This window comes from Streptococcus mitis (assembly GCF_002005545.1).
GTDB classification, from domain to species: domain Bacteria; phylum Bacillota; class Bacilli; order Lactobacillales; family Streptococcaceae; genus Streptococcus; species Streptococcus mitis_I.
Genome location: NZ_LBMT01000001.1, coordinates 1,851,492 through 1,877,948 on the forward strand (window position 1 = coordinate 1,851,492; position 26,457 = coordinate 1,877,948).

26 protein-coding genes are annotated in these 26,457 nt (G+C 39.0%); 7 read left to right on the forward strand and 19 right to left on the reverse strand.

The window, feature by feature from the left end; translation table 11 throughout:
• Positions 1-107: 107 nt before the first annotated feature.
• Genes QS39_RS09410 through QS39_RS09425 form a run of 4 tightly spaced genes read left to right on the forward strand, consistent with a single transcriptional unit; the run spans position 108 to position 3,062 of the window.
• Positions 108-788, forward strand: coding sequence for an amino acid ABC transporter permease (locus tag QS39_RS09410; RefSeq protein WP_077805346.1), 681 nt, complete (start codon positions 108-110; stop codon positions 786-788).
• Positions 748-1,425: an amino acid ABC transporter permease gene (locus tag QS39_RS09415; protein WP_033684005.1), complete on the forward strand. Its 678-nt coding sequence runs from the start codon at positions 748-750 to the stop codon at positions 1,423-1,425. Before QS39_RS09410 ends, QS39_RS09415 begins: the two co-directional genes overlap by 41 nt.
• Positions 1,426-2,184: an amino acid ABC transporter ATP-binding protein gene (locus QS39_RS09420; protein ID WP_077805347.1), complete on the forward strand. Its 759-nt coding sequence runs from the start codon at positions 1,426-1,428 to the stop codon at positions 2,182-2,184. It begins immediately after the preceding gene.
• 11 nt (positions 2,185-2,195) lie between these two features.
• Positions 2,196-3,062: a cysteine ABC transporter substrate-binding protein gene (locus QS39_RS09425; protein ID WP_077805348.1), complete on the forward strand. Its 867-nt coding sequence runs from the start codon at positions 2,196-2,198 to the stop codon at positions 3,060-3,062.
• A 63-nt stretch (positions 3,063-3,125) separates the two neighbouring features.
• Here QS39_RS09425 and pyrE read toward each other — a convergent pair whose 3' ends face one another.
• The 7 genes from pyrE to typA form a co-directional block, all read right to left on the reverse strand.
• Positions 3,126-3,758, reverse strand: coding sequence for an orotate phosphoribosyltransferase (pyrE, locus tag QS39_RS09430; RefSeq protein WP_004261667.1), 633 nt, complete (start codon positions 3,756-3,758; stop codon positions 3,126-3,128).
• Between the two features lie 33 nt (positions 3,759-3,791).
• Complete coding sequence (gene pyrF, locus QS39_RS09435; RefSeq protein ID WP_077805349.1) at positions 3,792-4,493, reverse strand: orotidine-5'-phosphate decarboxylase; 702 nt, start codon at positions 4,491-4,493, stop codon at positions 3,792-3,794.
• 232 nt (positions 4,494-4,725) lie between these two features.
• On the reverse strand, positions 4,726-5,925 hold the full coding sequence (locus tag QS39_RS09440; RefSeq protein WP_077805350.1) for a cell division protein FtsQ/DivIB: 1,200 nt from the start codon (positions 5,923-5,925) through the stop codon (positions 4,726-4,728).
• A gap of 9 nt (positions 5,926-5,934) precedes the next feature.
• Positions 5,935-6,993: a UDP-N-acetylglucosamine--N-acetylmuramyl-(pentapeptide) pyrophosphoryl-undecaprenol N-acetylglucosamine transferase gene (locus QS39_RS09445; RefSeq protein WP_077805351.1), complete on the reverse strand. Its 1,059-nt coding sequence runs from the start codon at positions 6,991-6,993 to the stop codon at positions 5,935-5,937.
• A 1-nt stretch (position 6,994) separates the two neighbouring features.
• Positions 6,995-8,347 (reverse strand): UDP-N-acetylmuramoyl-L-alanine--D-glutamate ligase, encoded by a 1,353-nt coding sequence (gene murD, locus QS39_RS09450; RefSeq protein WP_077805352.1) that lies wholly within the window; start codon positions 8,345-8,347, stop codon positions 6,995-6,997.
• Between the two features lie 115 nt (positions 8,348-8,462).
• Positions 8,463-8,717 (reverse strand): DUF3165 family protein, encoded by a 255-nt coding sequence (locus QS39_RS09455; protein WP_000262671.1) that lies wholly within the window; start codon positions 8,715-8,717, stop codon positions 8,463-8,465.
• A 19-nt stretch (positions 8,718-8,736) separates the two neighbouring features.
• Positions 8,737-10,578: a translational GTPase TypA gene (gene typA / locus QS39_RS09460; protein ID WP_000164111.1), complete on the reverse strand. Its 1,842-nt coding sequence runs from the start codon at positions 10,576-10,578 to the stop codon at positions 8,737-8,739.
• A gap of 161 nt (positions 10,579-10,739) precedes the next feature.
• Here typA and QS39_RS09465 point away from each other — a divergent pair, with 161 nt between their 5' ends.
• Entirely contained in the window at positions 10,740-11,465 is a 726-nt protein-coding gene (locus QS39_RS09465) for a 16S rRNA pseudouridine(516) synthase (RefSeq protein WP_077805353.1), read from the forward strand.
• A 39-nt stretch (positions 11,466-11,504) separates the two neighbouring features.
• Here the strand turns inward: QS39_RS09465 and QS39_RS09470 are convergent, their stop codons facing one another.
• From QS39_RS09470 to QS39_RS09480, 3 genes are all read right to left on the reverse strand, one after another.
• Positions 11,505-11,738, reverse strand: coding sequence for a hypothetical protein (locus tag QS39_RS09470; RefSeq protein ID WP_077805354.1), 234 nt, complete (start codon positions 11,736-11,738; stop codon positions 11,505-11,507).
• 86 nt (positions 11,739-11,824) lie between these two features.
• The gene (locus QS39_RS09475; protein ID WP_077805355.1) at positions 11,825-12,205 is read right to left on the reverse strand and encodes a rhodanese-like domain-containing protein; all 381 of its coding nucleotides are present in this window, start codon (positions 12,203-12,205) and stop codon (positions 11,825-11,827) included.
• Positions 12,205-12,474: a YqgQ family protein gene (locus tag QS39_RS09480; protein ID WP_180375028.1), complete on the reverse strand. Its 270-nt coding sequence runs from the start codon at positions 12,472-12,474 to the stop codon at positions 12,205-12,207. Before QS39_RS09480 ends, QS39_RS09475 begins: the two co-directional genes overlap by 1 nt.
• Before the next feature lie 63 nt (positions 12,475-12,537).
• On the opposite strand from QS39_RS09480, the gene QS39_RS09485 reads away from it, so the two are divergent.
• On the forward strand, positions 12,538-13,446 hold the full coding sequence (locus QS39_RS09485) for a LysR family transcriptional regulator (protein WP_001222592.1): 909 nt from the start codon (positions 12,538-12,540) through the stop codon (positions 13,444-13,446).
• Between the two features lie 104 nt (positions 13,447-13,550).
• Here QS39_RS09485 and QS39_RS09490 read toward each other — a convergent pair whose 3' ends face one another.
• The 7 genes from QS39_RS09490 to QS39_RS11600 all read right to left on the reverse strand — a co-directional run bounded on the left by QS39_RS09490 (position 13,551) and on the right by QS39_RS11600 (position 23,531).
• Positions 13,551-14,777: a hypothetical protein gene (locus QS39_RS09490; RefSeq protein WP_077805356.1), complete on the reverse strand. Its 1,227-nt coding sequence runs from the start codon at positions 14,775-14,777 to the stop codon at positions 13,551-13,553.
• Positions 14,764-17,526, reverse strand: a complete 2,763-nt coding sequence (locus QS39_RS09495) for an AAA family ATPase (RefSeq protein ID WP_077805357.1) — start codon at positions 17,524-17,526, stop codon at positions 14,764-14,766. The genes QS39_RS09490 and QS39_RS09495 overlap by 14 nt, the downstream gene beginning before the upstream one ends.
• Positions 17,527-17,655: 129 nt before the next feature.
• Positions 17,656-18,582, reverse strand: a complete 927-nt coding sequence (locus QS39_RS09500; protein ID WP_180375029.1) for a hypothetical protein — start codon at positions 18,580-18,582, stop codon at positions 17,656-17,658.
• A gap of 84 nt (positions 18,583-18,666) precedes the next feature.
• A complete protein-coding gene (locus QS39_RS09505) occupies positions 18,667-19,083 on the reverse strand; it encodes a hypothetical protein (protein ID WP_077805358.1) in 417 nt (138 codons plus the stop codon).
• A gap of 73 nt (positions 19,084-19,156) precedes the next feature.
• Entirely contained in the window at positions 19,157-19,531 is a 375-nt protein-coding gene (locus QS39_RS09510; protein ID WP_077805359.1) for a hypothetical protein, read from the reverse strand.
• 16 nt (positions 19,532-19,547) lie between these two features.
• Complete coding sequence (locus QS39_RS09515) at positions 19,548-20,522, reverse strand: PspC-like choline-binding domain-containing protein (RefSeq protein WP_000791275.1); 975 nt, start codon at positions 20,520-20,522, stop codon at positions 19,548-19,550.
• A gap of 24 nt (positions 20,523-20,546) precedes the next feature.
• Entirely contained in the window at positions 20,547-23,531 is a 2,985-nt protein-coding gene (locus tag QS39_RS11600) for an SEC10/PgrA surface exclusion domain-containing protein (protein WP_219335919.1), read from the reverse strand.
• Between the two features lie 273 nt (positions 23,532-23,804).
• Here QS39_RS11600 and QS39_RS09525 point away from each other — a divergent pair, with 273 nt between their 5' ends.
• Positions 23,805-24,710: a helix-turn-helix domain-containing protein gene (locus QS39_RS09525; RefSeq protein WP_077805360.1), complete on the forward strand. Its 906-nt coding sequence runs from the start codon at positions 23,805-23,807 to the stop codon at positions 24,708-24,710.
• A gap of 37 nt (positions 24,711-24,747) precedes the next feature.
• On the opposite strand, the gene QS39_RS09530 is transcribed toward QS39_RS09525, so the two are convergent.
• Positions 24,748-25,503: an SDR family NAD(P)-dependent oxidoreductase gene (locus QS39_RS09530; protein WP_077805361.1), complete on the reverse strand. Its 756-nt coding sequence runs from the start codon at positions 25,501-25,503 to the stop codon at positions 24,748-24,750.
• A gap of 20 nt (positions 25,504-25,523) precedes the next feature.
• Positions 25,524-26,453: a ribonuclease Z gene (rnz, locus tag QS39_RS09535; protein ID WP_000354331.1), complete on the reverse strand. Its 930-nt coding sequence runs from the start codon at positions 26,451-26,453 to the stop codon at positions 25,524-25,526.
• Positions 26,454-26,457 lie beyond the last annotated feature (4 nt).

Below are 26,457 nucleotides of genomic sequence, written 5' to 3' on the forward strand. Positions count from 1 at the left end.
GGTCTATGATAAAAAATCCTTATCACGGCAATAAAAAATAGATATTATCCAAAGGAGCTTTTAAGTGCTACAATAACTGTATTATTTCTAGATGGGAGGTTCTATTTTTGGATTGGTCCATTGTTGAACAATATCTACCACTATATCAAAAGGCATTTCTTCTGACCTTGCATATTGCAGTTTGGGGAATTTTGGGATCTTTTCTGCTCGGTTTAATCGTTAGTATCATCCGGCATTATCGAATCCCTGTTTTGGCGCAAGTAGCGACAGCCTATATTGAATTGTCACGTAATACGCCCCTTTTGATTCAACTCTTCTTTCTCTACTTCGGACTTCCTAGAGTAGGGATTGTCCTATCTTCAGAAGTCTGTGCCACTTTAGGACTGGTCTTTTTAGGAGGCTCCTATATGGCAGAATCTTTCCGAAGTGGGCTGGAAGCCGTCAGTCAAACCCAGCAGGAGATTGGATTAGCAATCGGTCTGACACCTCTACAGGTCTTTCGCTATGTAGTTCTTCCGCAAGCAACAGCGGTGGCCCTACCGTCTTTTAGTGCCAATGTCATTTTCCTCATCAAGGAAACCTCTGTTTTCTCAGCAGTAGCTTTGGCCGACCTCATGTACGTTGCCAAGGACTTGATTGGGCTCTATTATGAGACAGACATTGCGCTAGCTATGTTGGTAGTTGCTTATCTGATGATGCTTCTACCCATCTCACTGGTCTTTAGTTGGATAGAAAGGAGGCTCCGCCATGCAGGATTCGGGAATCCAAGTACTCTTTCAGGGAAATAATCTCCTGAGAATCTTACAGGGATTGGGCGTTACGATTGGCATATCCATCCTGTCTGTCCTCTTATCCATGATATTCGGGACAGTCATGGGAATCATCATGACCTCCCATTCTAGAATCGTACGATTTTTGACACGATTGTATTTAGAATTCATCCGTATCATGCCCCAGCTGGTGCTACTCTTCATCGTTTACTTTGGCTTAGCTCGAAACTTTAATATCAATATCTCAGGTGAGACTTCTGCTATTATCGTTTTTACCCTCTGGGGAACAGCTGAAATGGGAGACTTGGTACGTGGAGCCATCACTTCCCTCCCTAAGCATCAGTTTGAAAGTGGACAGGCGCTAGGTTTAACCAATGTTCAACTTTACTACCACATCATCATCCCACAGGTTTTGAGAAGACTGCTACCGCAGGCCATTAACCTTGTCACTCGGATGATCAAAACCACTTCCTTAGTCGTATTGATTGGAGTTGTAGAGGTTACCAAAGTTGGACAACAAATCATCGATAGCAATCGCTTGACCATCCCAACCGCTTCCTTTTGGATTTATGGAACCATTCTGGTCTTGTATTTCGCAGTCTGCTTTCCCATTTCCAAACTATCCACTCACTTAGAAAAACATTGGAGGAACTAAATGTCTGAAACTATCCTAAAAATCAAGGAACTAAAAAAATCCTTCGGAGACAATCCCATCCTCCAAGGACTTTCTCTAGATATCAAAAAAGGGGAAGTTGTGGTTATTCTGGGGCCATCTGGTTGTGGAAAAAGTACCCTCCTTCGTTGCCTCAATGGCTTAGAAAGTATTCAAGGTGGAGATATCCTACTGGATGGTCAGTCTATCGTTGAAAATAAAAAAGATTTTCACCTCGTTCGCCAAAAGATTGGCATGGTCTTTCAAAGTTATGAACTCTTTCCCCATCTAGATGTCCTACAAAACCTCATCCTAGGGCCTATCAAGGCTCAGGGAAGAGACAAGAAGGAAGTAACGGAAGAAGCTTTGCAACTACTAGAGCGTGTCGGTTTGTTGGATAAACAACATAGCTTTGCTCGTCAATTATCTGGTGGACAGAAGCAACGGGTTGCGATTGTCCGTGCCCTGCTCATGCATCCAGAAATTATCCTCTTTGACGAAGTGACTGCTTCTCTGGACCCAGAAATGGTACGTGAGGTGCTGGAACTTATCAATGATTTGGCCCAAGAAGGCCGTACCATGATTTTAGTAACCCACGAAATGCAGTTTGCCCAAGCTATTGCAGACCGCATTATCTTTCTAGACCAAGGGAAAATTGCTGAAGAAGGAACAGCTCAAGCCTTCTTTACCAATCCTCAAACCAAACGAGCCCAGGAATTTTTAAACGTCTTTGACTTTAGCCAATTTGGCTCATATCTATAAAGGAGATTCTTATGAAACTATTCAAACCACTCTTAACTGTTTTGGCACTTGCCTTTGCCCTTATCTTTGTCACAGCTTGTAGTTCAGGTGGAAATGCTGGTTCCTCATCTGGAAAAACTTCTGCCAAGGCTCGCACAATCGATGAAATCAAAAAAAGCGGTGAACTACGAATCGCCGTGTTTGGAGATAAAAAACCCTTTGGCTACGTTGACAATGACGGTTCTTACCAAGGTTACGATATTGAACTTGGGAACCAATTAGCACAAGACCTTGGGGTGAAGGTTAAATACGTTTCAGTCGACGCTGCCAACCGTGCTGAATACTTGATTTCAAACAAGGTGGATATTACCCTTGCCAACTTTACAGTAACTGACGAACGTAAGAAACAAGTTGATTTTGCCCTTCCATATATGAAAGTTTCTCTTGGTGTCGTATCACCTAAAACTGGTCTCATTACAGACGTCAAACAACTTGAAGGTAAAACCTTGATTGTCACAAAAGGAACGACTGCTGAAACTTATTTTGAAAAAAATCACCCAGAAGTAAAACTCCAAAAATACGACCAATATAGCGATGCCTACCAAGCCCTTCTTGACGGACGTGGAGATGCCTTTTCAACTGACAATACGGAAGTTCTAGCTTGGGCGCTTGAAAATAAAGGATTTGAAGTAGGCATTACTTCCCTCGGTAATCCAGATACCATTGCGGCAGCCGTTCAAAAAGGCAACCAAGAATTGCTAGACTTCATTAATAAAGATATTGAAAAATTAGGTAAGGAAAACTTCTTCCACAAGGCCTATGAAAAAACACTTCACCCAACCTACGGTGACGCTGCTAAAGCAGATGACCTGGTTGTTGAAGGTGGAAAAGTCAACTAATACTCTTTGAAAATCAAAAAAAAGAAATCAGGTAATCCTAGTGACTACCTGATTTTCTATGTCTTAGGCATTTTGCCAATTTTCTTGGTCTTCTTTAAAGCGTTTTAGAAGGTCGAGTCCTTCTGGCGTGATGTAACCTTCTTCTTGGGCTAGGTGGATGAGTTCGCTGTAGTTTGAAAGTGTCACAAGTTTGACACCTGCATCTGAGAAGTTCTTATCTGCTTTTGGCAATTGGTAGCTGAAAATCGCTACTACTCCAAGCACATCTGCTCCTTCGCGTTTAGCTGCGGCTACGGCCTCGAGAACAGAACCACCAGTTGAAATAAGGTCTTCAACCACTACCATTTTTTGACCTTGAGCCACGCGACCTTCGATTTGATTACCAGCTCCGTGGTCTTTTGGTTTGCTACGGATATAGGCAAATGGCAAGTTCATCTTATCAGCAATAATAGCTCCATGTGGAATTCCTGCTGTTGCAGTTCCTGCAATCACTTCAACCTCTGGAAAGGCTTCTTTAATAGCATCCACAAAACCATTTTCAATTAGTGTACGAGTTTCTGGATAGGCTAGTGTCACACGGTTATCAGTGTAAATCGGTGACTTGATGCCAGATGCCCAAGTGAAAGGCTCCTCTGGTTTGAGGTAAACGGCTTGAATTTTCAAGAGGTGGCTAGCGATATCTTTAGCAAGTGTCATGGTCTTCTCCTTTTATTTTTCTAATCTTTTTCTTTAATTCCAGTCCTGTGTCCATTCATCCTTGATGGTATGATAAGCTGCAACAGGATTTTCAGCTTGAGTAATGGGACGTCCCACCACGATATAGTCACTACCGATTTGATAGGCATCAGCAGGTGTCATGACGCGTTTTTGATCTCCTACTGCAGCACCGGCCGGACGAATGCCCGGTGTCAGACAGATAAACTCTGGATTGGTAGCCTGCTTGATGACTTGTACTTCCTGAGCCGAGCAAACGACACCATCCAAGCCAGCTTCAGCTGTCTTCTTAGCATAATGAATCACAGACTCTTGCAGGCTGGTTTGGATATTTTGAAACTCCTTCATCTGAGATTCTGACGTTGATGTGAGCTGAGTAACAGCAATCAATTTGGCTTGACTTCCAAGGCCTTCACGCGCAGCCTTCATCATCTCTACACCGCCAGCAGCATGAACATTAGTCATATCAACACCAAGCTGAGATAGAACCTTCATAGCTGATTTGACTGTATTGGGAATGTCATGAAGCTTGAGATCCAAAAAGACACTATGACCCAAGCCTTTCAAGTAGGACACAATCTCAGGCCCCGCTGCGTAATAAAGCTCCATCCCTACCTTGAGATAAAGGCTTTCTTCTGCTGGAAAAAGAGCTAAGAATCCCTTGACTGCCTCAAAACTAGGAAAATCAAGAGCAATGACTGGACGATGTTCTCGCATAGGTTTCTCCTTCTACCTTTGCTAGTGAGAGAGTCTGGGCAACAGAAGCCACGAAAAAAGGAACCTGCCAACAGCAAGGTTCCACGAAAAATGGGTAGTCTCCACCCTTTCACCGTCTAACCTTAGCTGCCTCTCTGGACTGCTTTAAAGGTTTTTTACTATTATATTATTTCTACTAGCACTTGTCAAGTAAAAACATGGCACCTAAAGAGCTCTAGGAGAAAAGGTAAACCTAGCGACGCGATGAACGCTGACTTGTTTGGTTTCGATTGCTCTCTTCCTCTTGTTTTTTCTTTTCTTCTTCTAAACGTTTACGTTCTTCTTCCTGCTTTTTCTCAGCTTCTTCGGCCTCTTTTTTGGCTTTTTCTTCTGCCTCCATAATTAATTTATCCGCTACAGTGTAGCTGTAGATTCCAGCTTCCATATCGACCACACTTGGTTCTGACAATTGAGGCTTAATCTTACTATAATAAGGCAATTTCTTGCTCATTTCAGACAGGGGAACCAAGATTTCGTCCGAATCATTCATGGTTAATCGAATTAAATCTGAAGTCACCTTGCTTGGGGCTAATTCCACCTTTTGGATAGCAGCCTTGAGTTCCGGGCTAATTTGAGAAAGTTCTGAGACAAAAGCCTTGATTTGTTCACTGTCATTAAAGAGAACAGACAAATAAGTTTCTGGCAGACTGACCAAGCTCACAGCACTGGTCTCAAGCTGACCACTGGAAAGAATAGGATAATGATTTTCACCAGAAACATAGTAGGCAACAATATCATATTCCTTGACCTTGATAGTGAACTTAGTTGGAAATTGATAAACAAGATGAGCTGATTCAACCCAATAATTAGACTTAATCCGCTCTTCATATTTTGCCTTGTCTAGCAGAAGGTTAATCGTATAATCCGTATCCTGAATGCCTGAAGCCTGTTGGATATCATCAGCCGTAGTTTGCACCGTTCCCTCAACACGGATATCCTTCATGGTCGCATAAGGACTGAGTAAGTAGGCAGAGACAATCAATAAAAGCAGACTTGGAAATAAAATCGTTAAGGCTCGTAAGATATGGAGGCCAGGAATCTTTGCTTTGGCTGTTTTTTCTTTTGTAGCCTTTTTATCCTGTTCCTCGCCCTCTTTAGACCCTGATTCTTCTATCTCTTCTTCCTCTTTGTCACCCTCTGAGGATTCTACTTTTTCTTCAGACTCTTCCTTAGCTGATTCTTCATCTTCCTGGTCTGTTTCACTCTCCTGATCCTCTGACTTCTCAGATTCTTCTCCCATTCGAGCTTGTCTTTCCTTTTCCTTCTCCTCAGCTAGGGCCGCCTCTTCTTCAGCCTTCTTTTTTAGATATTCTTGGTTTCGTTTCTGCCATTCTGATAACTCTTTCAATTCTTCGAGGATTTCTTTGCCCTCATTTTTCTTATCTTTTGACATTTACTTTCCTTATGATAAATCTTTTTTCAACAATTGATAAAAATCTGCTAGAGATTTCAATTCCTTAGAAGCCTTCATATTAGTTTTATATTCTTCCTTGTGGCTTAGTAAGTGAGAAAGCTTCTCTTCCAAACTATCCAAGGTCAAATCGCTTTCTTGAAGCTCTTCTGCATAGCCTTTTTTTACAAAGTAAGCCGCATTTTCAATCTGGTCTCCACGACTAGCTTCACGACCAAGTGGCACAATGACATGTAATTTTGCCATGGCCAAGAGCTCAAAAATCGTATTGGCACCACCTCGTGTCACAACAATATCAGCCAATTCCATCAAGGGCTGATAGAGATTGGTCACATAGTCAACACGAAAAAGATTTTGGCTCAACTCATTCAGGCTAGAATCTCCAGTTAAATTGATAATATTGTAGCGTTCTGTCAGCTCTTTCTTATGGTCTGTCACCAATTGGTTAAAGACACGAGCACCTGCAGAACCACCGACAAACAATACAGTTGGCAATTTAGGATTAAAGTGGGTTTGAATATCTACCAATTCATCTGGTTCTGGATTTTTTTGATCTGAAACCTTGGTCACTGCTCCCACATGCTCAACCTTAGACAAACTTGAAGCTTGCTCAAAGGTTGAATACATCTTCGTCGCAAATTTATAAGCTATTTTATTGGCCAAGCCCATAGACAGGTCAGATTCGTGAATAAAGACTGGCACTCCTGAAACACGTGCTGCGATAACAGGTGGCACAGAGACAAAGCCTCCCTTTGAAAAAAGTGCTTGTGGACGAAGTCGCAACATGATAAAGAGCGATTGGACAATTCCCCAGCCAACTTTAAATACATCCAGCATATTTTGCCAAGAGAAATAACGACGTAATTTGCCAGTCGCAATGGAGTGGAAGGTGACATCCAAACCTGACTTGAGGATTTCTTGGTGTTCGATGCCACGCTTGTCCCCGATATAGTGGACTTCCCAGCCATCTTCGATGAACTTGGGCATTAACAAAAGATTGAGGGTAACGTGTCCAACCGTCCCCCCACCTGTAAAGACAATTTTTTTCATATTATTCCTTTAACTCCGCTACTGTGTCGATAAAGAGGTCGCCACGTACTTCAAAGTTAGCATACATATCCCAGCTAGCATTGGCTGGACTGAGAAGGACTACATCTCCTTGAGTCGCAAGTTCGTAGGCCTTGCGGGTCGCATCTGCAATGTCAGTAGCATCCACATATGCCACACCAGCCTTATCTGCTGCCCGTTTGACACGTTCTGCAGACTGACCGAGAATGACCATCTTCTTGAGTCCAGTAATATCTGGCACCAATTCGTCAAACTCATTACCACGGTCCAAACCACCTGCAATCAAGATGACCTTGCTGTTGTCAAATCCTGACAAGGCTTTTTGAGTAGCCAAGATATTGGTTGATTTGCTATCATTATAGAATTTGACACCCTTGATTTCATCCACAAACTGGAGACGGTGTTTGACACCACCAAAGGCTGAAAGAGTTTCTTTAATAGTTTGATTGTCTACACCACGAAGCTTGGCTACAGCAATAGTCGCAAGAGCATTTTCCACATTGTGGCTACCTGGAACTCCGATTTCGCTAGCTGCCATGACCACTTCTCCACGGAAGTAGAGCTGACCATCTTCCAAATAAGCTCCATCAACCTTTTCAAGTGTTGAGAATGGTACAACGGTAGCTTGTGTTTTAGTAGCCAATTCTTTTGCCAAGTCTTGGTTAAAGTTCAAGACAAGGAAATCAGCTGCTGTCATCTTGTTCTGGATATTCCACTTGGCTGCTACATATTCCTCAAATGATCCATGGTAATCGATATGAGTTGGCATGAGGTTAGTAATAACCGCAATCTCAGGATGGAATTCTTGAACACCCATGAGTTGGAAAGAAGAAAGTTCCATGACAAGCGTGTCCTTATTTGTCGCAGTTTGAGCCACTTGACTAGCTGGATAGCCGATATTCCCTGATAAGAGACCATGTTGCCCAGCAGCAGTCAAAACGTCCCCAATCATAGTCGTTGTGGTTGTTTTACCATTTGAACCAGTAATACCAACAATCGGTGCTTCTGAAATCAAGTAAGCCAATTCCACCTCAGTCAAAACAGGGATACCTTTGGCCAAAGCCTTTTCAATCATGGGATTGCTGTAGGGGATACCTGGATTTTTCACCATAAGGGCAAACTCTTCATCCAAAAGTTCCAAAGGATGGCTACCTGTGATAACCTTGATTCCTTCTTCCAGCAAACTTTGGGCAGCTGGATTGTCCTCGAAAGGTTTCCCGTCATTTACTGTCACAATGGCACCTAGCTTATCCAACAAACGAGCTGCAGATTCACCAGACTTGGCCAAACCTAAAACAAGGACTTTCTTATTTTTAAATTGATCTATTACTTTCATGTCTCAAACTCCATTTCTACTCTTACTATTTTACCATTTTTATGGAAATAATTCTAAACGAAAATGCTCAGATTCAGCATTCTAACAAGCAAAAAAGAGAGCCAAAACTCTCTTTTTATCTTCTTTTACTTTTATGGACCGACATGAGGGTAATATCTCGCAAGCTAAAGTATGCTAGGAAGAGCATGGCGATTGCGATAAAGAATTCTGTCGGTAGCTGAAAGATTTGCAGAACAGACAACATGAGTAAAATCAAGAGTGCTACGAAAGCAAAGACGACAAGGACGATATTGACTGTCCCTTTAATGCTTTCTGGTGTCGCAAATACATAGAGTAGTAATAAGAGGAGTCCTATGATTAAATAAACCATCTTTATCTCTTTCTAGCTCTTATTCAGCTGATTTTTTCTTCTTGTTAGCTTTCTCACGCTCTGCCTTGTTAAGGATTTGTTTACGCAAACGGATAGACTCAGGCGTTACTTCCATGTACTCATCGTCATTCAAGAACTCAAGAGACTCTTCAAGTGTCAAGATACGAGGTGTCTTGATAACAGCTGTTTGGTCCTTAGTAGCTGAACGAACGTTGGTCATTTGTTTAGCCTTAGTGATGTTAACTGTCAAGTCGTTTTCACGAGAGTTTTCACCGATGATCATTCCTTCGTAAACTTCAGTACCTGGGTTGACAAAGATAGTACCGCGTTCTTCGATAGACATGATGGAGTAAGTTGTAGCTTTACCAGCATCGATAGAAACAAGGGCACCACGGTGACGTCCACCAATTTCACCTGGAATCAATGGCAAGTATTGGTCGAAGGTATGGTTCATGATACCGTAACCACGAGTCATTGACAAGAACTCAGTTGAGTAACCGATCAACCCACGCGCTGGAACAAGAAAGACCAAACGAGTTTGACCATTACCAGTTGAAATCATATCCAACATTTCACCCTTACGTTCAGAAAGGCTTTGGATAACAGATCCTTGATATTCTTCTGGAGTATCGATTTGTACACGCTCAAATGGCTCACATTTAACACCGTCGATTTCTTTTACGATAACTTCTGGACGAGATACTTGAAGTTCATAGCCCTCACGACGCATTGTTTCGATAAGGATTGACAAGTGCAATTCTCCACGTCCTGAAACAGTCCATTTATCTGGAGAGTCAGTTGGGTCGACACGAAGGGAAACGTCTGTTTGCAATTCTGCCTGTAAACGTTCTTCCACCTTACGAGAAGTTACCCATTTACCTTCTTTACCAGCAAATGGTGAGTTGTTGACCAAGAAAGTCATTTGAAGAGTTGGCTCATCGATGTGTAGGATTGGAAGAGCTTCTACTGCATCTGTCGGAGTAATGGTTTCACCGACAAAGATATCTTCCATACCTGAAACGGCAATCAAATCACCCGCTTTAGCTTCTTGGATTTCACGACGTTCCAAACCAAAGAAACCGAAGAGTTTTGTAACACGGAAGTTTTTAGTTGTGCCGTCAAGTTTAGAAAGGGTAACTTGGTCCCCAACCTTAACAGTACCACGGAAGACACGACCGATACCGATACGGCCAACGAAGTCGTTGTAGTCCAAAAGTGATACTTGGAACTGCAAAGGCTCATCTGAGTTATCTACTGGAGCTGGAATATGGTCGATAATCGTGTCAAAGATTGGTGCCATAGTAGCTTCTTGGTCAGCTGGATCATCTGATAATGAAGAAGTTCCGTTGATTGCTGAAGCATAAACCACTGGGAAATCAAGCTGGTCGTCATCAGCCCCAAGTTCGATGAAGAGTTCTAAGACTTCGTCCACTACTTCTGCTGGACGAGCTGATGGCTTATCGATTTTGTTAACAACCACGATTGGGACAAGGTCTTGTTCCAAAGCTTTTTTCAATACGAAACGAGTCTGTGGCATGGTTCCTTCGTAAGCATCTACGACCAAGACAACACCGTCAACCATTTTCATGATACGCTCAACTTCTCCACCAAAGTCCGCGTGTCCTGGTGTATCCATGATGTTGATACGAGTTCCGTTGTAGGCAACGGCTGTATTTTTAGCAAGGATGGTAATTCCACGCTCTTTTTCGATATCGTTTGAGTCCATAGCACGCTCTGCCAATTCAGTACGTGCATCAAGCGTTTCTGATTGTTTCAATAATTCGTCAACGAGGGTTGTTTTACCGTGGTCAACGTGGGCGATAATCGCAATGTTACGGATATCTTCTCTTAATTTTGTCATGATTTCCTCTATAATATTCAAAATTTATTTTCTAACTGAACGATTATACCATATTTTCAAGTAAATAACATAACTCAAGCAAGTGTAAATGTTTTCACTCCGCTTTTCTTTTCACATCAAGCCTTTTCAAAGCAAACAACTTATGATAAGATAGGCACAGTATGCGTTTAGATAATTTATTAGCCCAAGAAAAAATCAGCCGAAAGACCATGAAACAAGCCTTACTCAAAGGGGACATTCTCGTCGATAGTTGCCCAGCTCGCTCCCTAGCCCAAAATATCGATACAGGACTACAAGAACTCCTTTTTCAGGACCAAATCATTCACGGCTATGAACACACCTATCTTATGCTTCATAAGCCAGCTGGTGTCGTTACAGCCAACAAAGACAAGGAACTTCCAACCGTCATGGACTTGCTTCCGCCTGACATCCAGTCTGACAAGCTCTATGCCGTCGGTCGACTGGACCGAGATACGACAGGTCTCCTCCTCTTGACCGATAACGGCCCCTTGGGCTTTCAACTCCTCCATCCCCAATATCATGTCGATAAGACTTATCGAGTTGAGGTCAATGGACTTCTAACACCTGACCATATCCAAGCCTTTCAAAAGGGAATTGTCTTTTTAGATGGTACTGTCTGTAAACCTGCAAGACTAGAGATTCTATCTGCAAGTCCTTCCCTCAGTCAAGCCTCTATTACCATTTCAGAAGGAAAATTTCACCAAATCAAGAAAATGTTCCTATCGGTTGGTGTCAAGGTGACCTCCCTCAAACGAGTTCAATTCGGTGATTTTACATTAGACACAGAACTAACAGAAGGCCATTACCGTCCTTTGAATCCAGAGGAATTGGAAATCATTAAAAATCACTTAGAGAAAAGTGGATAAAAGAAAAAAGCTTTATGTTTAAAGCTTTTTGTTTATTGCTTATCTAAAAAATACTGCGACGGCTACAATCCAGTTAAGTACAGAAACCACAAGTCCTACGATGTTGAGAATTTTTTCTGTTTTATAGTCTAGTCCAGATTCTTTTTGGTATGAAAAAGCCAAGACCAATCCTATGATCCCCAAAATCAGGCCTACAATTGGAAATAACAAACCAAGGACGATAGATAAGATACCTAAAATAAGTGAAGTTTTTTTCTTTTCTTGTGAATTCATATTATAAAATCTCCTTAAAATTAATATAAATGATGATACCATAAAATGCTAGCTTTATCTATCATTCGACTAATTTGGAAATAAAGTTAGCTAGTCTTCACTTTCCCTTTCCAAGAATCCAGTCCATAAGAAAGGATATAAATCTCAGAAAAACCTCGTTTTTTCAAGTAAAGGGCTGCATTTGTCACACGTTGCGCACGTTGGTTTTCGTAGAGAAGGATAGGTTTATCCTTACGAAGGGCTGCAAGACTAGTCTTCAACTGACTTGAAGGAATATTGCGGGCCCCAAGGATATGTTTTCTGTGGAATTCTGCTGGATCGCGCAAATCAATCAATTGACCCGTACGAATCAAGGCTTCAAACTCCTCATTGTCTACAATTTTAGCCGCACGGCGAATACGAAGATAATTAAAGCCCATCCATGCCAACATTGCTAGTATAAGTGCCCACAAAATCCAAGTAACCATTAGTTCTTTTCTCCATTTTTCTCAATATAATCCAATTCTATCTTGTGCTCTCTGCGAAGAACCGCTTCCGCTTCCAGATAGTCTAATTTGTCCATCAACCCTGCATCGTAAATCCGAGAGAGTTCCAACTTCATCAGTTCAATATCATATAAGCGTTTTCCCATGTAAACAATAATACCAAATCGTTTGAGGAATTGCTGCACATCATAGAATGTTTTCATAAAACTCATTCTAGCAAAATTTTGTCTTTTTTTCAAGAAGAGACCCACACACTCCCCCTGATTTTCCTATCTTCTTTGGCGATTCTGACGCAAGTGTGGTACAATAAAAACATGAGAATTCAACAATTACACTATATTATCAAAATCGTCGAAACTGGCTCTATGAATGAGGCAGCCAAGCAACTCTTTATCACTCAGCCAAGTCTTTCCAATGCAGTGAGAGATTTGGAAAATGAAATGGGGATTGAGATTTTTATCCGAAATCCCAAGGGTATCACCTTGACCCGTGATGGGATGGAGTTTCTATCTTATGCCCGTCAGGTTGTCGAGCAAACTCAGCTTCTAGAGGAACGTTATAAAAATCCTGTCGCCCACCGCGAACTCTTTAGCGTTTCGTCTCAACACTATGCCTTTGTGGTCAATGCATTTGTCTCTCTGCTCAAGAAAAGTGATATGGAGAAATACGAGCTCTTCCTTCGTGAAACTCGGACTTGGGAAATTATCGACGACGTCAAGAACTTCCGTAGTGAGGTCGGTGTCCTCTTTTTGAACAGCTACAACCGTGATGTTTTAACGAAAATGCTGGATGACAACCACCTGCTGGCTCACCATCTTTTTACCGCTCAACCGCATATCTTTGTCAGCAAGACCAACCCTCTGGCAAAAAAAGACAAGGTCAAACTATCGGATTTGGAAAACTTCCCTTACCTCAGCTATGACCAGGGGACGCACAACTCCTTCTACTTTTCAGAAGAGATTCTTTCTCAAGAGCACCACAAGAAATCCATTGTGGTTAGTGACCGTGCCACCCTCTTTAATCTCTTGATTGGTTTGGATGGATATACCATTGCAACAGGGATTTTGAACAGCAACCTCAACGGAGACAATATCGTTTCTATCCCACTGGACATTGATGACCCAATTGAGCTGGTCTATATCCAGCATGAAAAAACCAGCCTATCCAAGATGGGTGAACGCTTTATCGACTATCTCCTAGAAGAAGTCCAGTTTGATAGTTGAGAGTCACTCTAAATCGAATAACCTAAAAACCTCAAGAACTAGCTTTCAACCCTAGTTCTTGAGGTTTTTTATCTAATAGTAAATCATAAGGATTTTATAAAATCTTATTTTTTAAACAAAAATATAGCAAGGATTAAAACAAGAACGAGTCCAGCTCCTGCAACAATGGCAAACACTGGAATGTTTCCGAATAGTTTTTGTTCTGGCTTTATCTCCTCACTACTGTCTTGAGTTGATTCTGGCACTGTATCTCCTTGTTTCGCTACTTCTTGCTCTGATTTTTTCTCTATTTTCTTAGGACCATAATTTGGATTTACAAAAGTTGCGAGCATGGTGGGCTTAGAATAGTCTTCCTCTCCTTCTTTGACTAACCATGACGCATTATATAAATTCCGTCCTTCCAATACCAGCCCAAAATCAATTCGCTCACCAGGAAGCAAAACTGCTCCTAAACCTACACTAAAAAAGAAAGCTTCTCCGTCATTTTTCTCTTTTAAGACAATAAATCCGTTCTCACTCACTTTTTTTAGTCGAGATAATTTTCCTTTAATATCTCCATCTTTAAAGGTTCCAGTGTAGTTTCCATCTTCTCCTAAAATGAGTGATGAAGCTCTACCAGGTTTAGTACCATTATTAGGTTCTTTATTAATCCAAGTACCCACTAATTCGGATGGGAGAGGAATTTCATCACCAATTTTAGCATCAACAAGGGGCTTGGGCATAGGGGGATTAGGATCCATATTATCTCCAACAATCGGGAGATTTAGAGAAGTATATTCAATAGTTGAGGTATCTATTTTTGTTTTAGAATCAAGATTTAACTCGCCTAGATCACCTTCTCCTGCTCTAAATTCACCTTTTTTAATTAAACTTGCCTCCTTATTTTCTTTAGAAAGTTGGAACAATCTATATGACATAATCCCTGGAGCACTTTCGAACACCATAATACTACCATCTGTGTAGGTATCAATAACTGTCCCCATTCTAAGACTTGTATCCCAAAATCTATCAAATAATGGAGTGGGAGTATTACCATTCATATAATATACTTCAAACAGTTCCCATTTTTCACCATTGGTCAAACCGATTAATAATTCATCCGTCCCATTTTTGTCAATATCCTTCAAAGCGTAACCAAGTCTATTAATATTATTTTCAAATAGATGTTTACTCTCCCACTTCTCAGTGATTTGTGGCAATAGTTGGTTGTAGTCAGTACTGTCAGCTTGGGCTGAATTCACTAGTGAAAACAAACCTAATATAGAACAAATAACCACCAGTAGTTTGTTTAGTAATTTCAAACGATTTTCCATATTTTTATAATCTCTCATATTCTAGCATCATTCTCTCAATATCGATTTTATCTATTGTCGACAAATCAGTCACGTTCTCACGTGATACTCTAATCGATAAATTCTTAATGATTTTTTCATTAATATTTCTAATCCAGCGACCATTACTACAATCATTGATTTTGTTATACAAAGATTTAATAGTTTGAGTATAATAGTCCACATCGATAAAGTATCCTTGATTGTTTAATCCTAATAAACCAATTTGAATAATTTCATCTGCTGTATAATCTTCAAAATCAAAAGTATTTGGAATTCGGCTTGGTAGTCCTGAATTTACTGAGAGAAATTCTTCCATTTCCTTTGTATATCCAGCAAAGATAATGACAATATCTCTTCTATGATCTTCCATGAATTTAAGAATCTCATCAATTGCTTCTTTACCAAATCGATCTTCATTAGAATTTGATAGCGTGTATGCTTCATCAATGAACAAAACTCCTCCTAAAGCAGATTTCAATACTTCCTGCGTCTTGATAGCCGTTTGCCCTACATACCCAGCTACTAAATCGCTACGAGATACCTCTATGAATTTATTTTGAGGAATAATTCCCTTTTGATACAGAATTTTTCCTACGATACGAGCTACGGTAGTTTTTCCAGTCCCTGGATTTCCCAAGAATAAGGAATGAAGTGAGAACTCGCTTACAGCAGCGCCTTGTTCTTCCCTCTTCTTATTCAACTCTGCTAATGAAATAAATTGTTCAACCTGTTTTTTAACTTTCTCTATTCCTATCAAGTTTTGTAGTTGTTCCAAAGCATCTTTTTGATTTTCTTCTGGTTTTTGAGTGCCTTGAAGAAGAATATCATCTATATCATCATTGATAATTGTCACATAGTCATCAACCTGCGTCTCAACAACACGATTAGCTAAAGCTCTCATTAAGTGTTCATTAAAATTTCGAATCCATCGTCCATTACTATGATCTAACGAGCGACTATAGGCCTGCTTGACTCTCATAGCATAATAAGCTTCGTCTTCAAGTTGATACGAAGATTTCTGAAGATTTTTCAATCCCATTTCGACAATTTCATCACCAGAATAGTCCTCAAAGAAGAATGTATTTGGTACACGTGACTTTAATCCAGGATTTGTTTCAAAAAACTGTTCCATTTCTTTAGTGTACCCCGCAAATATAATCATAATCTCATTGCGGTGATCTTCCATATACTTGAGTATCGTATTTATAGCCTCTAGTCCAAAATTATGTTGAGATGATTTTCCTTTATTTAAAGTATATGCTTCATCAATAAAAAGAATACCACCTTTAGCCTTTTCCAATATTGCTTGCGTTTGTACTGCTGTCTCACCAATATGAGTTGCAATAAGATCCGACTCAGAAACCTCAATAAATTTAAATTCATCTCCAGGGAGAACACCTCTGTCAAAGAGAACTCTACCTAACAATCTTGCTACTGTTGTCTTCCCTGTACCAGGATTTCCTGTAAAAACCGAATGTAGAGATTGTTCTTGAATTGGAAGACCTTCTGATAATCTTTTTTGATTGAATTCTACTGTTCTTAATAATTTTTGAACTTCTTTTTTTACATTATTTAAACCAATCAAGCTATACAGTTCTTCCTCATAATTGTGTTCGATAGTCTCACTGATTTCCTCTTGTAGTTCTGAATTTGTACTCTCTTCATTCAAAATTTTACAGCTATCATCTGAAATATCCCATATTATACCATCCGTATTTTCAAATTCTTCAAGAATAGTATCCGCAATTAAGTATGAATTCTTTGAAAGCCGAATATTGGGTTTAACAATACGATTTAATTTTATTGTATTTGCTATTAAGACAGAAGCCCAACAATAAATATCAACTTTTTCCTCGTTCTCCCCTTTGATGTCAACATAGTCACTAACTCTACAAAATGAATTTGATTCTAACATAAGAGATTCCCTAATGACCGTTTGCTCTATACAGACTCGACTACTAATTGCCCTTATTGATGTCAAAGAATCTCCAGTTGATTCAAGACTAGAACTATTTTTTAAACAAACAGCTGCTTGATACAACGGTTGAATGACTTCTGTATTTTGTAATTTTGCAGTCGAACGACTTAAAAAAACAGCAGGGTATTCTTGTTCAGCGTCCCCCCCTTTTAAGACGGTATTTATGGAAGTTACTGATGAATCTTTTATATTTAATATATTAGAACCCCATCTCTCAATCGCTGTATTTTCCATTTGAATAGAAGAGCCCTTATCTGCATTCAATTTTATATTTAACTCAGCATGCTTTAGTTCTAGAGTAGAATTACTAACTTTAATTGATGTTGTGCTGTGAGAACCATTATATAATTGATTGCCTGCATTTTCGATTAACAATTTTGACTTACCTTCAACCAATATGAAAACTTTTTTATTTTCTAATTGTTCATTAAAGTATACAGTATTTAGAACTACATTTGAATTACCCTTTATTACTAAAGCACAACGGTGGTCATCTACTTGAAACCAAATATTTTCAAACTGAACTGTAACGCCGTTCATAATTTGCAGAGTCGCTGCTATAGTATTGTGATAAAGCGTTCCTCCACCTTCGGTCCCAGAAATTTTCCCAACTATTTTTATGCTTTTTTCTATCTTATAGTGTCTTCCTGCGGGTAGTTCAAGCATATAACCTTCTTCAAATGCAAGAATATCCCCATCGTTAGCCTTCGAATAAGCTTCCCAAAAAGACCATGCAGTAAAACTTGTTCCTACTTTATATGTTGTCATTTTTCTAATATCTTTCTAAACCATGAAAAATCTAAATAAAATGACTTATAGATATCATTTCATTTAGATTTTATCATTTATTAATCTATCTATCAGTTTTATGTAATATTTAAGTTTATATTTAACTGACTAAAACATTCTTCTGATTGAATCTTCCACAGAATGCTCAATACCTCTAGCAATTCCCCCCGTAACTTTAAAAGTAAACAATACAACTTTTCCTAAAACTTTGAAAAATCCAATACTAATTCTAATTAAGATTGAGAGCAGTTTTTCCAAAATATTCCCAGCCTTTTCTACCCTTTCTTGAGTTAATAAATCAGACACTTTTCTTTTTTGCGAAGACATTTCTTGACTTCTATGATTACTAGATATTGGACTTTCATAATCTAATTCACTCCCCTGTACTTCAGGAGTTTGATTCACTTTTTGCATTGAAGGCATTTTTACTGCTTCATTTTGACTCTTTTTTTTGATAGGATGTTCACGATTATATTTAATGGCAAAGAACCAACCATAAAAGATGGTAAAATACCATGATGCAAATAAAGCTACTATCCCAAGACTAATACACACAACCCTAATTCCAAACTGAATCGCAAACATTCCACTAACTGCGTCAAGTGCACGATCAATTGCTCTATCATATACTGGTTCAATGGATGTAGGATATCCACGATAATCATAATAGATTCTATGTTTTAAATAAATATCCCCTTTATCCATTTCTTCTCTATAGGCCGCACCTATTTGCTTAAATATTAAACTGAAGAAAAATCCTTTTGGGATAATATTTGAGACTACTTTAAAAATGTAAGAAAATACATACGGATATAATAAAACATTTAAAATTGCCCAAATAATATGGAACACAATACCTAATATTACAAAAAACTGATTATGTGAATGAGCAACATTAAATTTCTCAAACTCAGCAATTTCTGAAAATATTCTTACAGTATTGTAATAGGTGATAAAACCTAATACACCTACACCTAAAAAATTAATTGGATTTAAATAATACCAAAATGGAAAGCGAAATAAAATTTTTTTCATTTTAACCTAAAACCTCTCTTATCACTATATAACACAGAATGTCTACTATCACATTCATCCCAACTACTACTGAAAGAAAGTTATTTAATGAATCTGTTTACTAGTAGTCTTATCACCTTTTATAATCACAATCGCCGCAAAAATATTTATCAAAGCACAGATAAAATATAGAATAGCTCCATAACCTAATTGAGATCTACCAACTAATTCTTTTAAGAATGTAAAATGAATAAACAAGCTAAATGCACTTAATAAAATAATGACAAGTGACTGAATAATTGCTATTACTCTTCTATTTACTATAAATAAAGATAATAATAAAATGATTACAAATGCACCGTACCAAACAATAAATAGCATCAGTAAAGAAGGCGCATTTAGATAATCAACTACATGCTCACTTACTGGGGCTACTGATTGATTACCCGATGAAACAACTGGCAATAAGAAAGTAATCAATCCTACTAAACTAGCTAGAGTTATTAATTTTTTAAATTTCATTCATATTCTCCCTATATACAATTTCTTACCCCAGTAACTTTTAGGGTACTGAGGTAAGCTTTTAATGTGTAGTCTATTTTACTCGGTTAAAGGTTTGATCTGGCTCTTGAAGATAAAGTTCCTTATCTTTTAACATATATTTTGTTTTTCCTAAATTTCTTCCTTTAGTGTCTGTGATTGTCAATTCTTTCTTTTGTTTATCAATTTTCACTAGTCTTTGTTCTTTGTCTCCGTCTGAATCCTCAGAGGTGACGTTCCCAGCATTTCCTTTAATCACCATGACTAAATGATCACGTTTTGTTAAAATTTCATAAGTTCCATCTAAGGGATCAGTCGTTAATTTCTTTATTCCAAAAATTAACACTAGTGCAATTACAACTAAACCTGCAATGCTCTCCTTACGTTTGGTTTCAAATAAGCTTTTTAATTTACCAATTACATTTTCCATATTGAACTCTAATTCCTTATTTTACCCACTTACCTGAGCCATCTACTTTGTAGCCATCTGGGGTACGTTCGTTGACTGCCATCTTACCATTCGATTTGAGGTAGTAGTCACCTACCCATTGGTTACGAGCATAGCTTCCTTCTGACGTTAGGTAATAGTAAGATTGGTAGCTACTATCATAAATCCACTCACTCTTGGCCATTTTACCATCTGATTTAAGGTAGTAACTTCCAGCCCAGGTATTACGTGCATAGCTACCCTCTGCTGTCAAGTAATAGTATGATTTATAGTTATTGTCATAAATCCACTCGCTCTTAGCCATGTAACCACCTGATTTGAGGTAATAACTTCCTGACCAAGCATTTTGAACAAAGTTACCTGAAGCATTTAGGTAGAAGTAAGAATTGTACTGAACATCAAAAATCCATTGATTGACTACTTTAACACCAGCTTTATAGTAAGAAGAACCTGACCAACCAGTCTGACCTGAGTTAGAGCTAGTGGTTTGTTTTGGAGCTTCAGTAGCTTTGGGTGCTTCTACTTTCTTAATAGGATAGTATTCCTTATCTGATATTCTAAAAATTTCTGAACGTCCAAAATAACGTTTTCCAAAATCATCTACACTATATATATCTAAATAATAATTGCCATCCTCTACTAGAAGTAAATTAATACCCGACTGTAATCTATTCTTGCCATCAAATTTACCAAAATAATGCGATTCAGTCAAAGTTCCAGTACTCTCATTAACTATATCAAAATAGAGAGAAGTACTATCATTAACGTTGGAACTTCTTTGTAGGTCAACTAAAAGAGTAGCCGATGTAGAACCTCCCGCTGTCGGTATTAAGGTGATTTTCAAGGGATTTTGAGTATCCTTGACACTCATATCTGTTAAAGCATGAACCTCCATTGGTTTAGAAGTCATAAGACCCACTGATAACAACGAACCTGCTAATAAAGAACTAACTAATATTTTTTTATTTTTCATGATTTCAAATTCCTTTTCTCATCCTTATCCTACCCACTCACCGTTGGTATTGACTGTATAGCCATCTGGTGTAGTGGTGTTTACTGCTAAAGCTCCTGAACTATAGGCGTAGTACCATTTACCAGAAACTTTAAACCATCCTGTTGTCATAGCACCTGACTTGTCAAGATAGTACCATGAACCATTATCTTTTACCCATCCTGTAGCCATAGCACCTGACTTGTCAAGATAGTACCATGAACCATTATCTTTTACCCATCCTGTAGCCATTGAGCCTGAGTTATTCAAGTAATACCATGTACCGTTATCTTTTATCCAACCTGTAGCCATTGAGCCTGACTTGTTCAAGTAATACCATGTACCATTATCTTTTACCCATCCTGTAGCCATTGAACCTGACTTGTTAAGGTAATACCATGTACCGTTGTCTTTTACCCAATCTGTAGCCATTGAGCCTGACTTGTTCAAGTAATACCATGTGTCACCAGTTTTGACCCATCCAGTTTGCATCCAACCTACTTGGTCAAAGTAGTACCATTTATCCTTGATTTGTTCCCAACCGTTGGTTGTATATGAACCGTCAGCGTGTTTGTACCACCAACGACCAGCTGACTGAATCCAGTTGCCATCTTGTGAAGGTTTTTCATCTTCTACTTTCTTGAGTTCTGTATCTGTTTTCTTATCCGCTTGTTTCCCTGCAAGATACTCCAAATACCAACCTGATAGATTGTAGTCGTCCTTTCTTTCAGCCTTGACTAACTTATCAAACTCTTCTTGGATTTCAGCTAATTTAGCTTGTTCAGCTTGCAATTTAGCTGTAACTGCATCCAATTTATCTTGTGCCAATTTTGCAGTAGATTTTGCTTGAGTCAATTTTGTTTCCAAATCAGCTACTTTTGCTTGCGCATCTGCAAGATTTTTATCTGCATTTAGATAAGCACTCAATTCTGTTGCAATCGCTTTGGCATCTGACACCAATTTGTCTTTTTCTGCATGGAGCTTCGCTTGTTCAGTTTGAAGAGCTGTCAACTTGTTTTCTTCAGCTTGCAATTTTGCTTGCGCATTTGTAAGAGCAGTTTCAGCATCTTTTTGAGTAGTTTTAGCTGTAGCTAGTTCATCTTTAGCTGTTTCGAGAGCAGTTTCTTTTTCTGCTTGGCTTCTTGAGAAGTTTTCAACAGCTTTTTCAGCGTTTGCTTTACGTTCTTGTGCATTTTTCAAAGCAAGGTTTGCCAATTGCAAGTTCTTTTCAGCAACTTCTGTTTGAAGTGGACTAGCTGTTTTGCTTGCCAATTCTTTTTCAGCTTCTGTTTTAGCGTCAAGTGCAGAAGCATATTTATGTGAAGCTTCTGCCAATTCTGCTTTAGCATTTGTAAGGGCAGTTTGAGCTTGACTGTTTTGTTTTTGTGCTTCAGCTAGTTTTGCTTCAAGTTTGGTAAGGTCTTGGTTTAGGTTGATTTTGTGTTTACCATCGCTACCAAATGAGTTGACAAACCAACGTTTACCATTGATGTTAGCAACAGTCATGGCAACACCACCACCGTTTAGGTTGTTATTCAAATGTCCCCAATTAGCATGTTTATCAAGGAATGAATAATTTTTGAAAGCACGTAATGCAGAGTTTTTCAAATCTTGCATTGTTGAAATATCATCACTAGCATAAATTGAAGCTAAGTTTTCTACACCATTGTTTTCGCGAATATGACCAGCCACAGCAGGGTCAGTTCCACGAGCTTCATAGGCTTTTGCCATTTTCTTACTATGTTCAAGTGTATCTTGAGCAGCATAAGCTCTATATGTTGTAGGATATCCCATATTTTCTTGCAAGACATTTACTAATTTAGCATAAAAATCACTAACTTCCGCAATTTCAGCATCTGTTAAATGGTCAATATCTACTTTACGATTGGCATCGTTTTTGTTGAAATCAACTGTAAGAGCTTTATACATTTTAGTAGATGTAAGCATCATTAGACGATTAGCTTTACCATCTTCTTTCCAACTGTTTTTTGCATAATAGCTAAGTGCATCTTTAAATGTGATATCGTTCTTATCAAGACCATAATAAGCTTTTTCTTCATCTGTCAAATGATGAACTGGATTTCCCATATGAATAACAGCTTCACCAGAGCGAGCTTTCTGTGCATCGAAGGCAGTTTGAGCTTCTTTTTCTTTAGAGGCTGTAGCATCTGCTTTTTCTTGGATGGATTCAACTTTATTTTGGTCGGCGTCCATCATTTCTTTAGCTAATTTCAAGGCGTCATTTTTGACATTTACATTGTTCTCAGCTTGTTTGATGGCATCTGCTCGGTTGCTATCTGCTTTCTTAGCAGTTTCGACAGCTGTTGTTGCGCTTGAGATATTTGAATTTGCTTGTTCAATATCTTTTTCAGCTTGGGCAAGAGAGGCTTTAGCTTCACCAAGTCCTGAACCATTTAGCGCGTCTTCAGCTGATTTTACATTAGCTTCTTTAGCGGTTACTGTTTTATCAGCTTCAACTTTCTTACTTGTTGCGCTGGCAACGTTAGCTGTTTCAGTCGCTACAGTCTCAGTTTGTGCTTTAATTGCTTCAGTAGACGCTTCAGTTGCTTTTTGATTGGCTTCTTGAGCTTTTACATTGGTGTCTTGTTTTGCTTTTGTAGCAGTGATATTTTCTTCTGTAGCATTGGCTTTAACTGCTTCCGCAGACTTCAAGTCCTCTTTAGCGCTTGTCAAAGCAGTTTCGGTAGTTGTAACAGCTTGGTTAGCAGAAGTAGCTTCAGCTTTTGCTGTTTCGCTTTCAGCTTCAACTTGCTTAATAGTAGATGTTTGAGCATCAAGAGCAGGCTTGACATCAGAAGATTTCTTCACTTCTGGTTTTGCATCAGCTACAGGTTTTGAAACAAGAGCTGGTTCATTGACAGCAGTAGTGTCAACTGCTGTTGTAGTAGTTGCTTCTTGAGCAAATGCAGGCACACCAACAGACGCAAGCGCAATAGCTGTTGAAGTTGTGAGGGTTTTCAGTTTCTTCATCATTTTCTCCTTTAATGACTGATAGAATAGGATTGAGTGGTAAGTCAATCCTTGTTATACTAGTATAACAAGCTTACTTTATTTTCCATTCTTTCCCTTATCATACCACAATAGATATTTAAATTTTTCGGCATTTAAACTATAGTTTCAATGTTATTTAAAAAATACAAAAATAGCATAGAATTCTAATATTTTGTAACTATAGTTTTCTTTTCTCTATTTTTTCTCTAAATTTTTGTATAATAGTTTTAGAAGTATATAAGGAGACTATTTATGGAAAACCTATATCCATTTGGAACTACATTTAAGTACCTGCGCGAAGCACGAGGCCTCAGCCTAAAGGAAGCCGCCTCAGATATCGTATCACCACAGTTCCTAAGTCAATTTGAAAAAGGAGACAAGGGAATTTCACTTGAAAACTTTGCCAAACTGTTAATTGTTATCGGAGTTGAATGGAATGATTTTGTTCTCGCCTATGCAAATAAAGGTGGAGATTGTTTAGAATTACCTGCTATTGAATTTGGCAAACATGTGGTCCATGAAGAAGATATCCTCACTTATGTTGAAGAATACGAAAAATTATTTGATGTCTATCTAAAAGACAATCCACTTCAAGCAGAAATGATTTTCAAATCTATTAAATTAAGACACTATCCAACCATAGCAAAGAGTCCAGAAACTGTTGCCAGAATTCAAAACATTATCAATCATTTAATGAAATCGGATGTCTTTAATAGCATCGAACTTGAAATTTATCGCGTCATCGTCAATCATTCTCCTATGGAACTTATTGACCATATGAGCAAACAATTACTACTTATGTACAAAGAAAGTGCTAATACTGACACCTACATCCGTATTTTAAATGCTCTCACTTTCTCCGCAAAATACTTCTCTGAACTGGGGTACTATCAAAAGGCTGATGAGATTATTAAAAAAATTAAATCACTTCAGACCTTCGAACGAGGCTACCTGGCTATTCCCCTCATGTTCCTAGAAGTTGAACATGTTTACAATCAATTTAGATGGAATAAACCTGAGGCTATTCCCTTAGCAAAAAATTTATTTAATTATCTTCAAAGCGCAAAATTTATTGATCAGCAATACTACTCTAATTTTATCAACGCCTTCACTTATCATTGCCATGCATTAAATAAGACTGGAATTGATTTATTCTAATCATCAAAAAAGTTGCTCCATTTTAGGAACAACTTTTTTATTTATAATTAAAAGTTTCCCCTGCCAGCTTATCAGCTAGCTTGGGAAAGAGAGTATAAAACTTATGGGCTAGGTTCAACAAGACAGGAAGATTGAGTTCTCGTTTGTTTTTTCCTATAATCTTGACAATCTTTTTAGCCACTGCATCTGGTTCTAGCAGGAAGCGGTCAACCGACTTGAGATAGGTTCCATCTGGATCGGCCTGGTCAAAAAATCCAGTGCGGATTGGACCTGGATTGACTGTTGTCACATAGACTCCATAGGGCATAAGTTCGAGGCGCAAAGCATTTGAAAAACCAATAGCCGCAAACTTAGTCGCTGAGTAAAGACTGGACTTGCCAGTAGCAATCAAACCTGCCATACTAACAATATTGATGATATGGCCTTTTCGACTTTCCTTCATTCGAGCCGCAAGACGACGAGATAGATTCATCAGGGCAAAGGTATTGACCTCAAACATCTGATGAATATCTTGGTCGGAAATCTGGTCAAATTCCTCAAAGATCCCGTAACCAGCGTTGTTTATCAAAACATCAATCTTGCCATAGCGGTGATAGAGGTCTGCTACCAGAGTTTCTAAGGCTGAATCATCGGTAATATCGATTTCAATCAATTCTGCATGGGGATGGTCTCCGTAGAGTTGGGCTAATTTTTCCTTATTTCTACCAAGCAAGATGAGTTGGTCATTTTGCAAGAGTTTGACCATTTCTTGGGCTAGGCCACCGCTAGCTCCGGTAATGAAAATAGTAGGCATACTTATCCTTCCCCAATCTTTTAGATTTCCACTTCTTCCAAGTCTTTGACCACATGGACATTTTCAAAAACACTAGCAGCGTCTTTTTTGAGCTTGCTGATATCTTTTGAGAGAAAACGAGCACTGATGTGGTTGAGCAAGAGGCGTTTGGCACCTGCTTCTACTGCTACTTGTGCAGCTTGCATATTAGTAGAGTGGCCATGGTTACGAGCAATTTTTTCATCACCCTTGCCATAAGTCGATTCATGGACAAGGACATCGGCATTGACAGCCAGACGCACACTGGCATCCGTTTTTCGAGTGTCTCCTAAAATAGTGATAATTTTACCTGGACGTGGGGCTGAGATATAGTCTGCTGCCTTGATTTCAGTCCCATCTTCTAAAACAACGTCCTGACCGTTTTTGATTTTCCCAAAAAGTGGGCCAAATGGGACACCTGCCGCCTTGAGTTTTTCAGCATCCAGCGTTCCTTCCAAGTCCTTTTGAATGACACGATAGCCAACACAGAAAATAGTATGATCCAGCTCCTCTGCATACACAGTGAATTTATCGGTCTCAAGGATTTTTCCTAAAGAATCTTGGTCAAACTCATGAAAATGAATACGGTAAGGCAGGCGCGAACCTGACACACGAAGACTGGTTAAGACAAATGACTTGATCCCTTGCGGTCCATAGATCTCCAAATCTGTCTGCTCTTCATTGGCCTGAAAGGCACGACTAGAAAGGAAACCTGGCAAGCCAAAAATGTGGTCTCCATGCAGGTGGGTGATAAAGATTTTGCTGACCTTACGTGGTCGAATTGTGGTTTCCAGAATGCGATTTTGCGTACCTTCTCCACAGTCAAAGAGCCAGACTTCGTTAATCTCGTCCAAGAGTTTCAGGGCGAGACTGGAGACATTGCGGGCTTTAGAGGGCTGACCAGCCCCCGTTCCTAAAAATTGAATATCCATTCGA

Bases quoted from the DNA above. Each gene is read 5' to 3' on its own strand.
- QS39_RS09415 (WP_033684005.1), top strand. From the start codon at position 748: ATGCAGGATTCGGGAATCCAAGTACTCTTTCAGGGAAATAATCTCCTG.
- QS39_RS09420 (WP_077805347.1), top strand. From the start codon at position 1,426: ATGTCTGAAACTATCCTAAAAATCAAGGAACTAAAAAAATCCTTCGGA.
- QS39_RS09425 (WP_077805348.1), top strand. From the start codon at position 2,196: ATGAAACTATTCAAACCACTCTTAACTGTTTTGGCACTTGCCTTTGCC.
- pyrE (WP_004261667.1), bottom strand. From the start codon at position 3,758: ATGACACTTGCTAAAGATATCGCTAGCCACCTCTTGAAAATTCAAGCC.
- pyrF (WP_077805349.1), bottom strand. From the start codon at position 4,493: ATGCGAGAACATCGTCCAGTCATTGCTCTTGATTTTCCTAGTTTTGAG.
- QS39_RS09440 (WP_077805350.1), bottom strand. From the start codon at position 5,925: ATGTCAAAAGATAAGAAAAATGAGGGCAAAGAAATCCTCGAAGAATTG.
- QS39_RS09445 (WP_077805351.1), bottom strand. From the start codon at position 6,993: ATGAAAAAAATTGTCTTTACAGGTGGGGGGACGGTTGGACACGTTACC.
- murD (WP_077805352.1), bottom strand. From the start codon at position 8,347: ATGAAAGTAATAGATCAATTTAAAAATAAGAAAGTCCTTGTTTTAGGT.
- QS39_RS09455 (WP_000262671.1), bottom strand. From the start codon at position 8,717: ATGGTTTATTTAATCATAGGACTCCTCTTATTACTACTCTATGTATTT.
- typA (WP_000164111.1), bottom strand. From the start codon at position 10,578: ATGACAAAATTAAGAGAAGATATCCGTAACATTGCGATTATCGCCCAC.
- QS39_RS09465 (WP_077805353.1), top strand. From the start codon at position 10,740: ATGCGTTTAGATAATTTATTAGCCCAAGAAAAAATCAGCCGAAAGACC.
- QS39_RS09470 (WP_077805354.1), bottom strand. From the start codon at position 11,738: ATGAATTCACAAGAAAAGAAAAAAACTTCACTTATTTTAGGTATCTTA.
- QS39_RS09475 (WP_077805355.1), bottom strand. From the start codon at position 12,205: ATGGTTACTTGGATTTTGTGGGCACTTATACTAGCAATGTTGGCATGG.
- QS39_RS09485 (WP_001222592.1), top strand. From the start codon at position 12,538: ATGAGAATTCAACAATTACACTATATTATCAAAATCGTCGAAACTGGC.
- QS39_RS09490 (WP_077805356.1), bottom strand. From the start codon at position 14,777: ATGAGAGATTATAAAAATATGGAAAATCGTTTGAAATTACTAAACAAA.
- QS39_RS09495 (WP_077805357.1), bottom strand. From the start codon at position 17,526: ATGACAACATATAAAGTAGGAACAAGTTTTACTGCATGGTCTTTTTGG.
- QS39_RS09500 (WP_180375029.1), bottom strand. From the start codon at position 18,582: ATGAAAAAAATTTTATTTCGCTTTCCATTTTGGTATTATTTAAATCCA.
- QS39_RS09505 (WP_077805358.1), bottom strand. From the start codon at position 19,083: ATGAAATTTAAAAAATTAATAACTCTAGCTAGTTTAGTAGGATTGATT.
- QS39_RS09510 (WP_077805359.1), bottom strand. From the start codon at position 19,531: ATGGAAAATGTAATTGGTAAATTAAAAAGCTTATTTGAAACCAAACGT.
- QS39_RS09515 (WP_000791275.1), bottom strand. From the start codon at position 20,522: ATGAAAAATAAAAAAATATTAGTTAGTTCTTTATTAGCAGGTTCGTTG.
- QS39_RS11600 (WP_219335919.1), bottom strand. From the start codon at position 23,531: ATGAAGAAACTGAAAACCCTCACAACTTCAACAGCTATTGCGCTTGCG.
- QS39_RS09525 (WP_077805360.1), top strand. From the start codon at position 23,805: ATGGAAAACCTATATCCATTTGGAACTACATTTAAGTACCTGCGCGAA.
- QS39_RS09530 (WP_077805361.1), bottom strand. From the start codon at position 25,503: ATGCCTACTATTTTCATTACCGGAGCTAGCGGTGGCCTAGCCCAAGAA.
- rnz (WP_000354331.1), bottom strand. From the start codon at position 26,453: ATGGATATTCAATTTTTAGGAACGGGGGCTGGTCAGCCCTCTAAAGCC.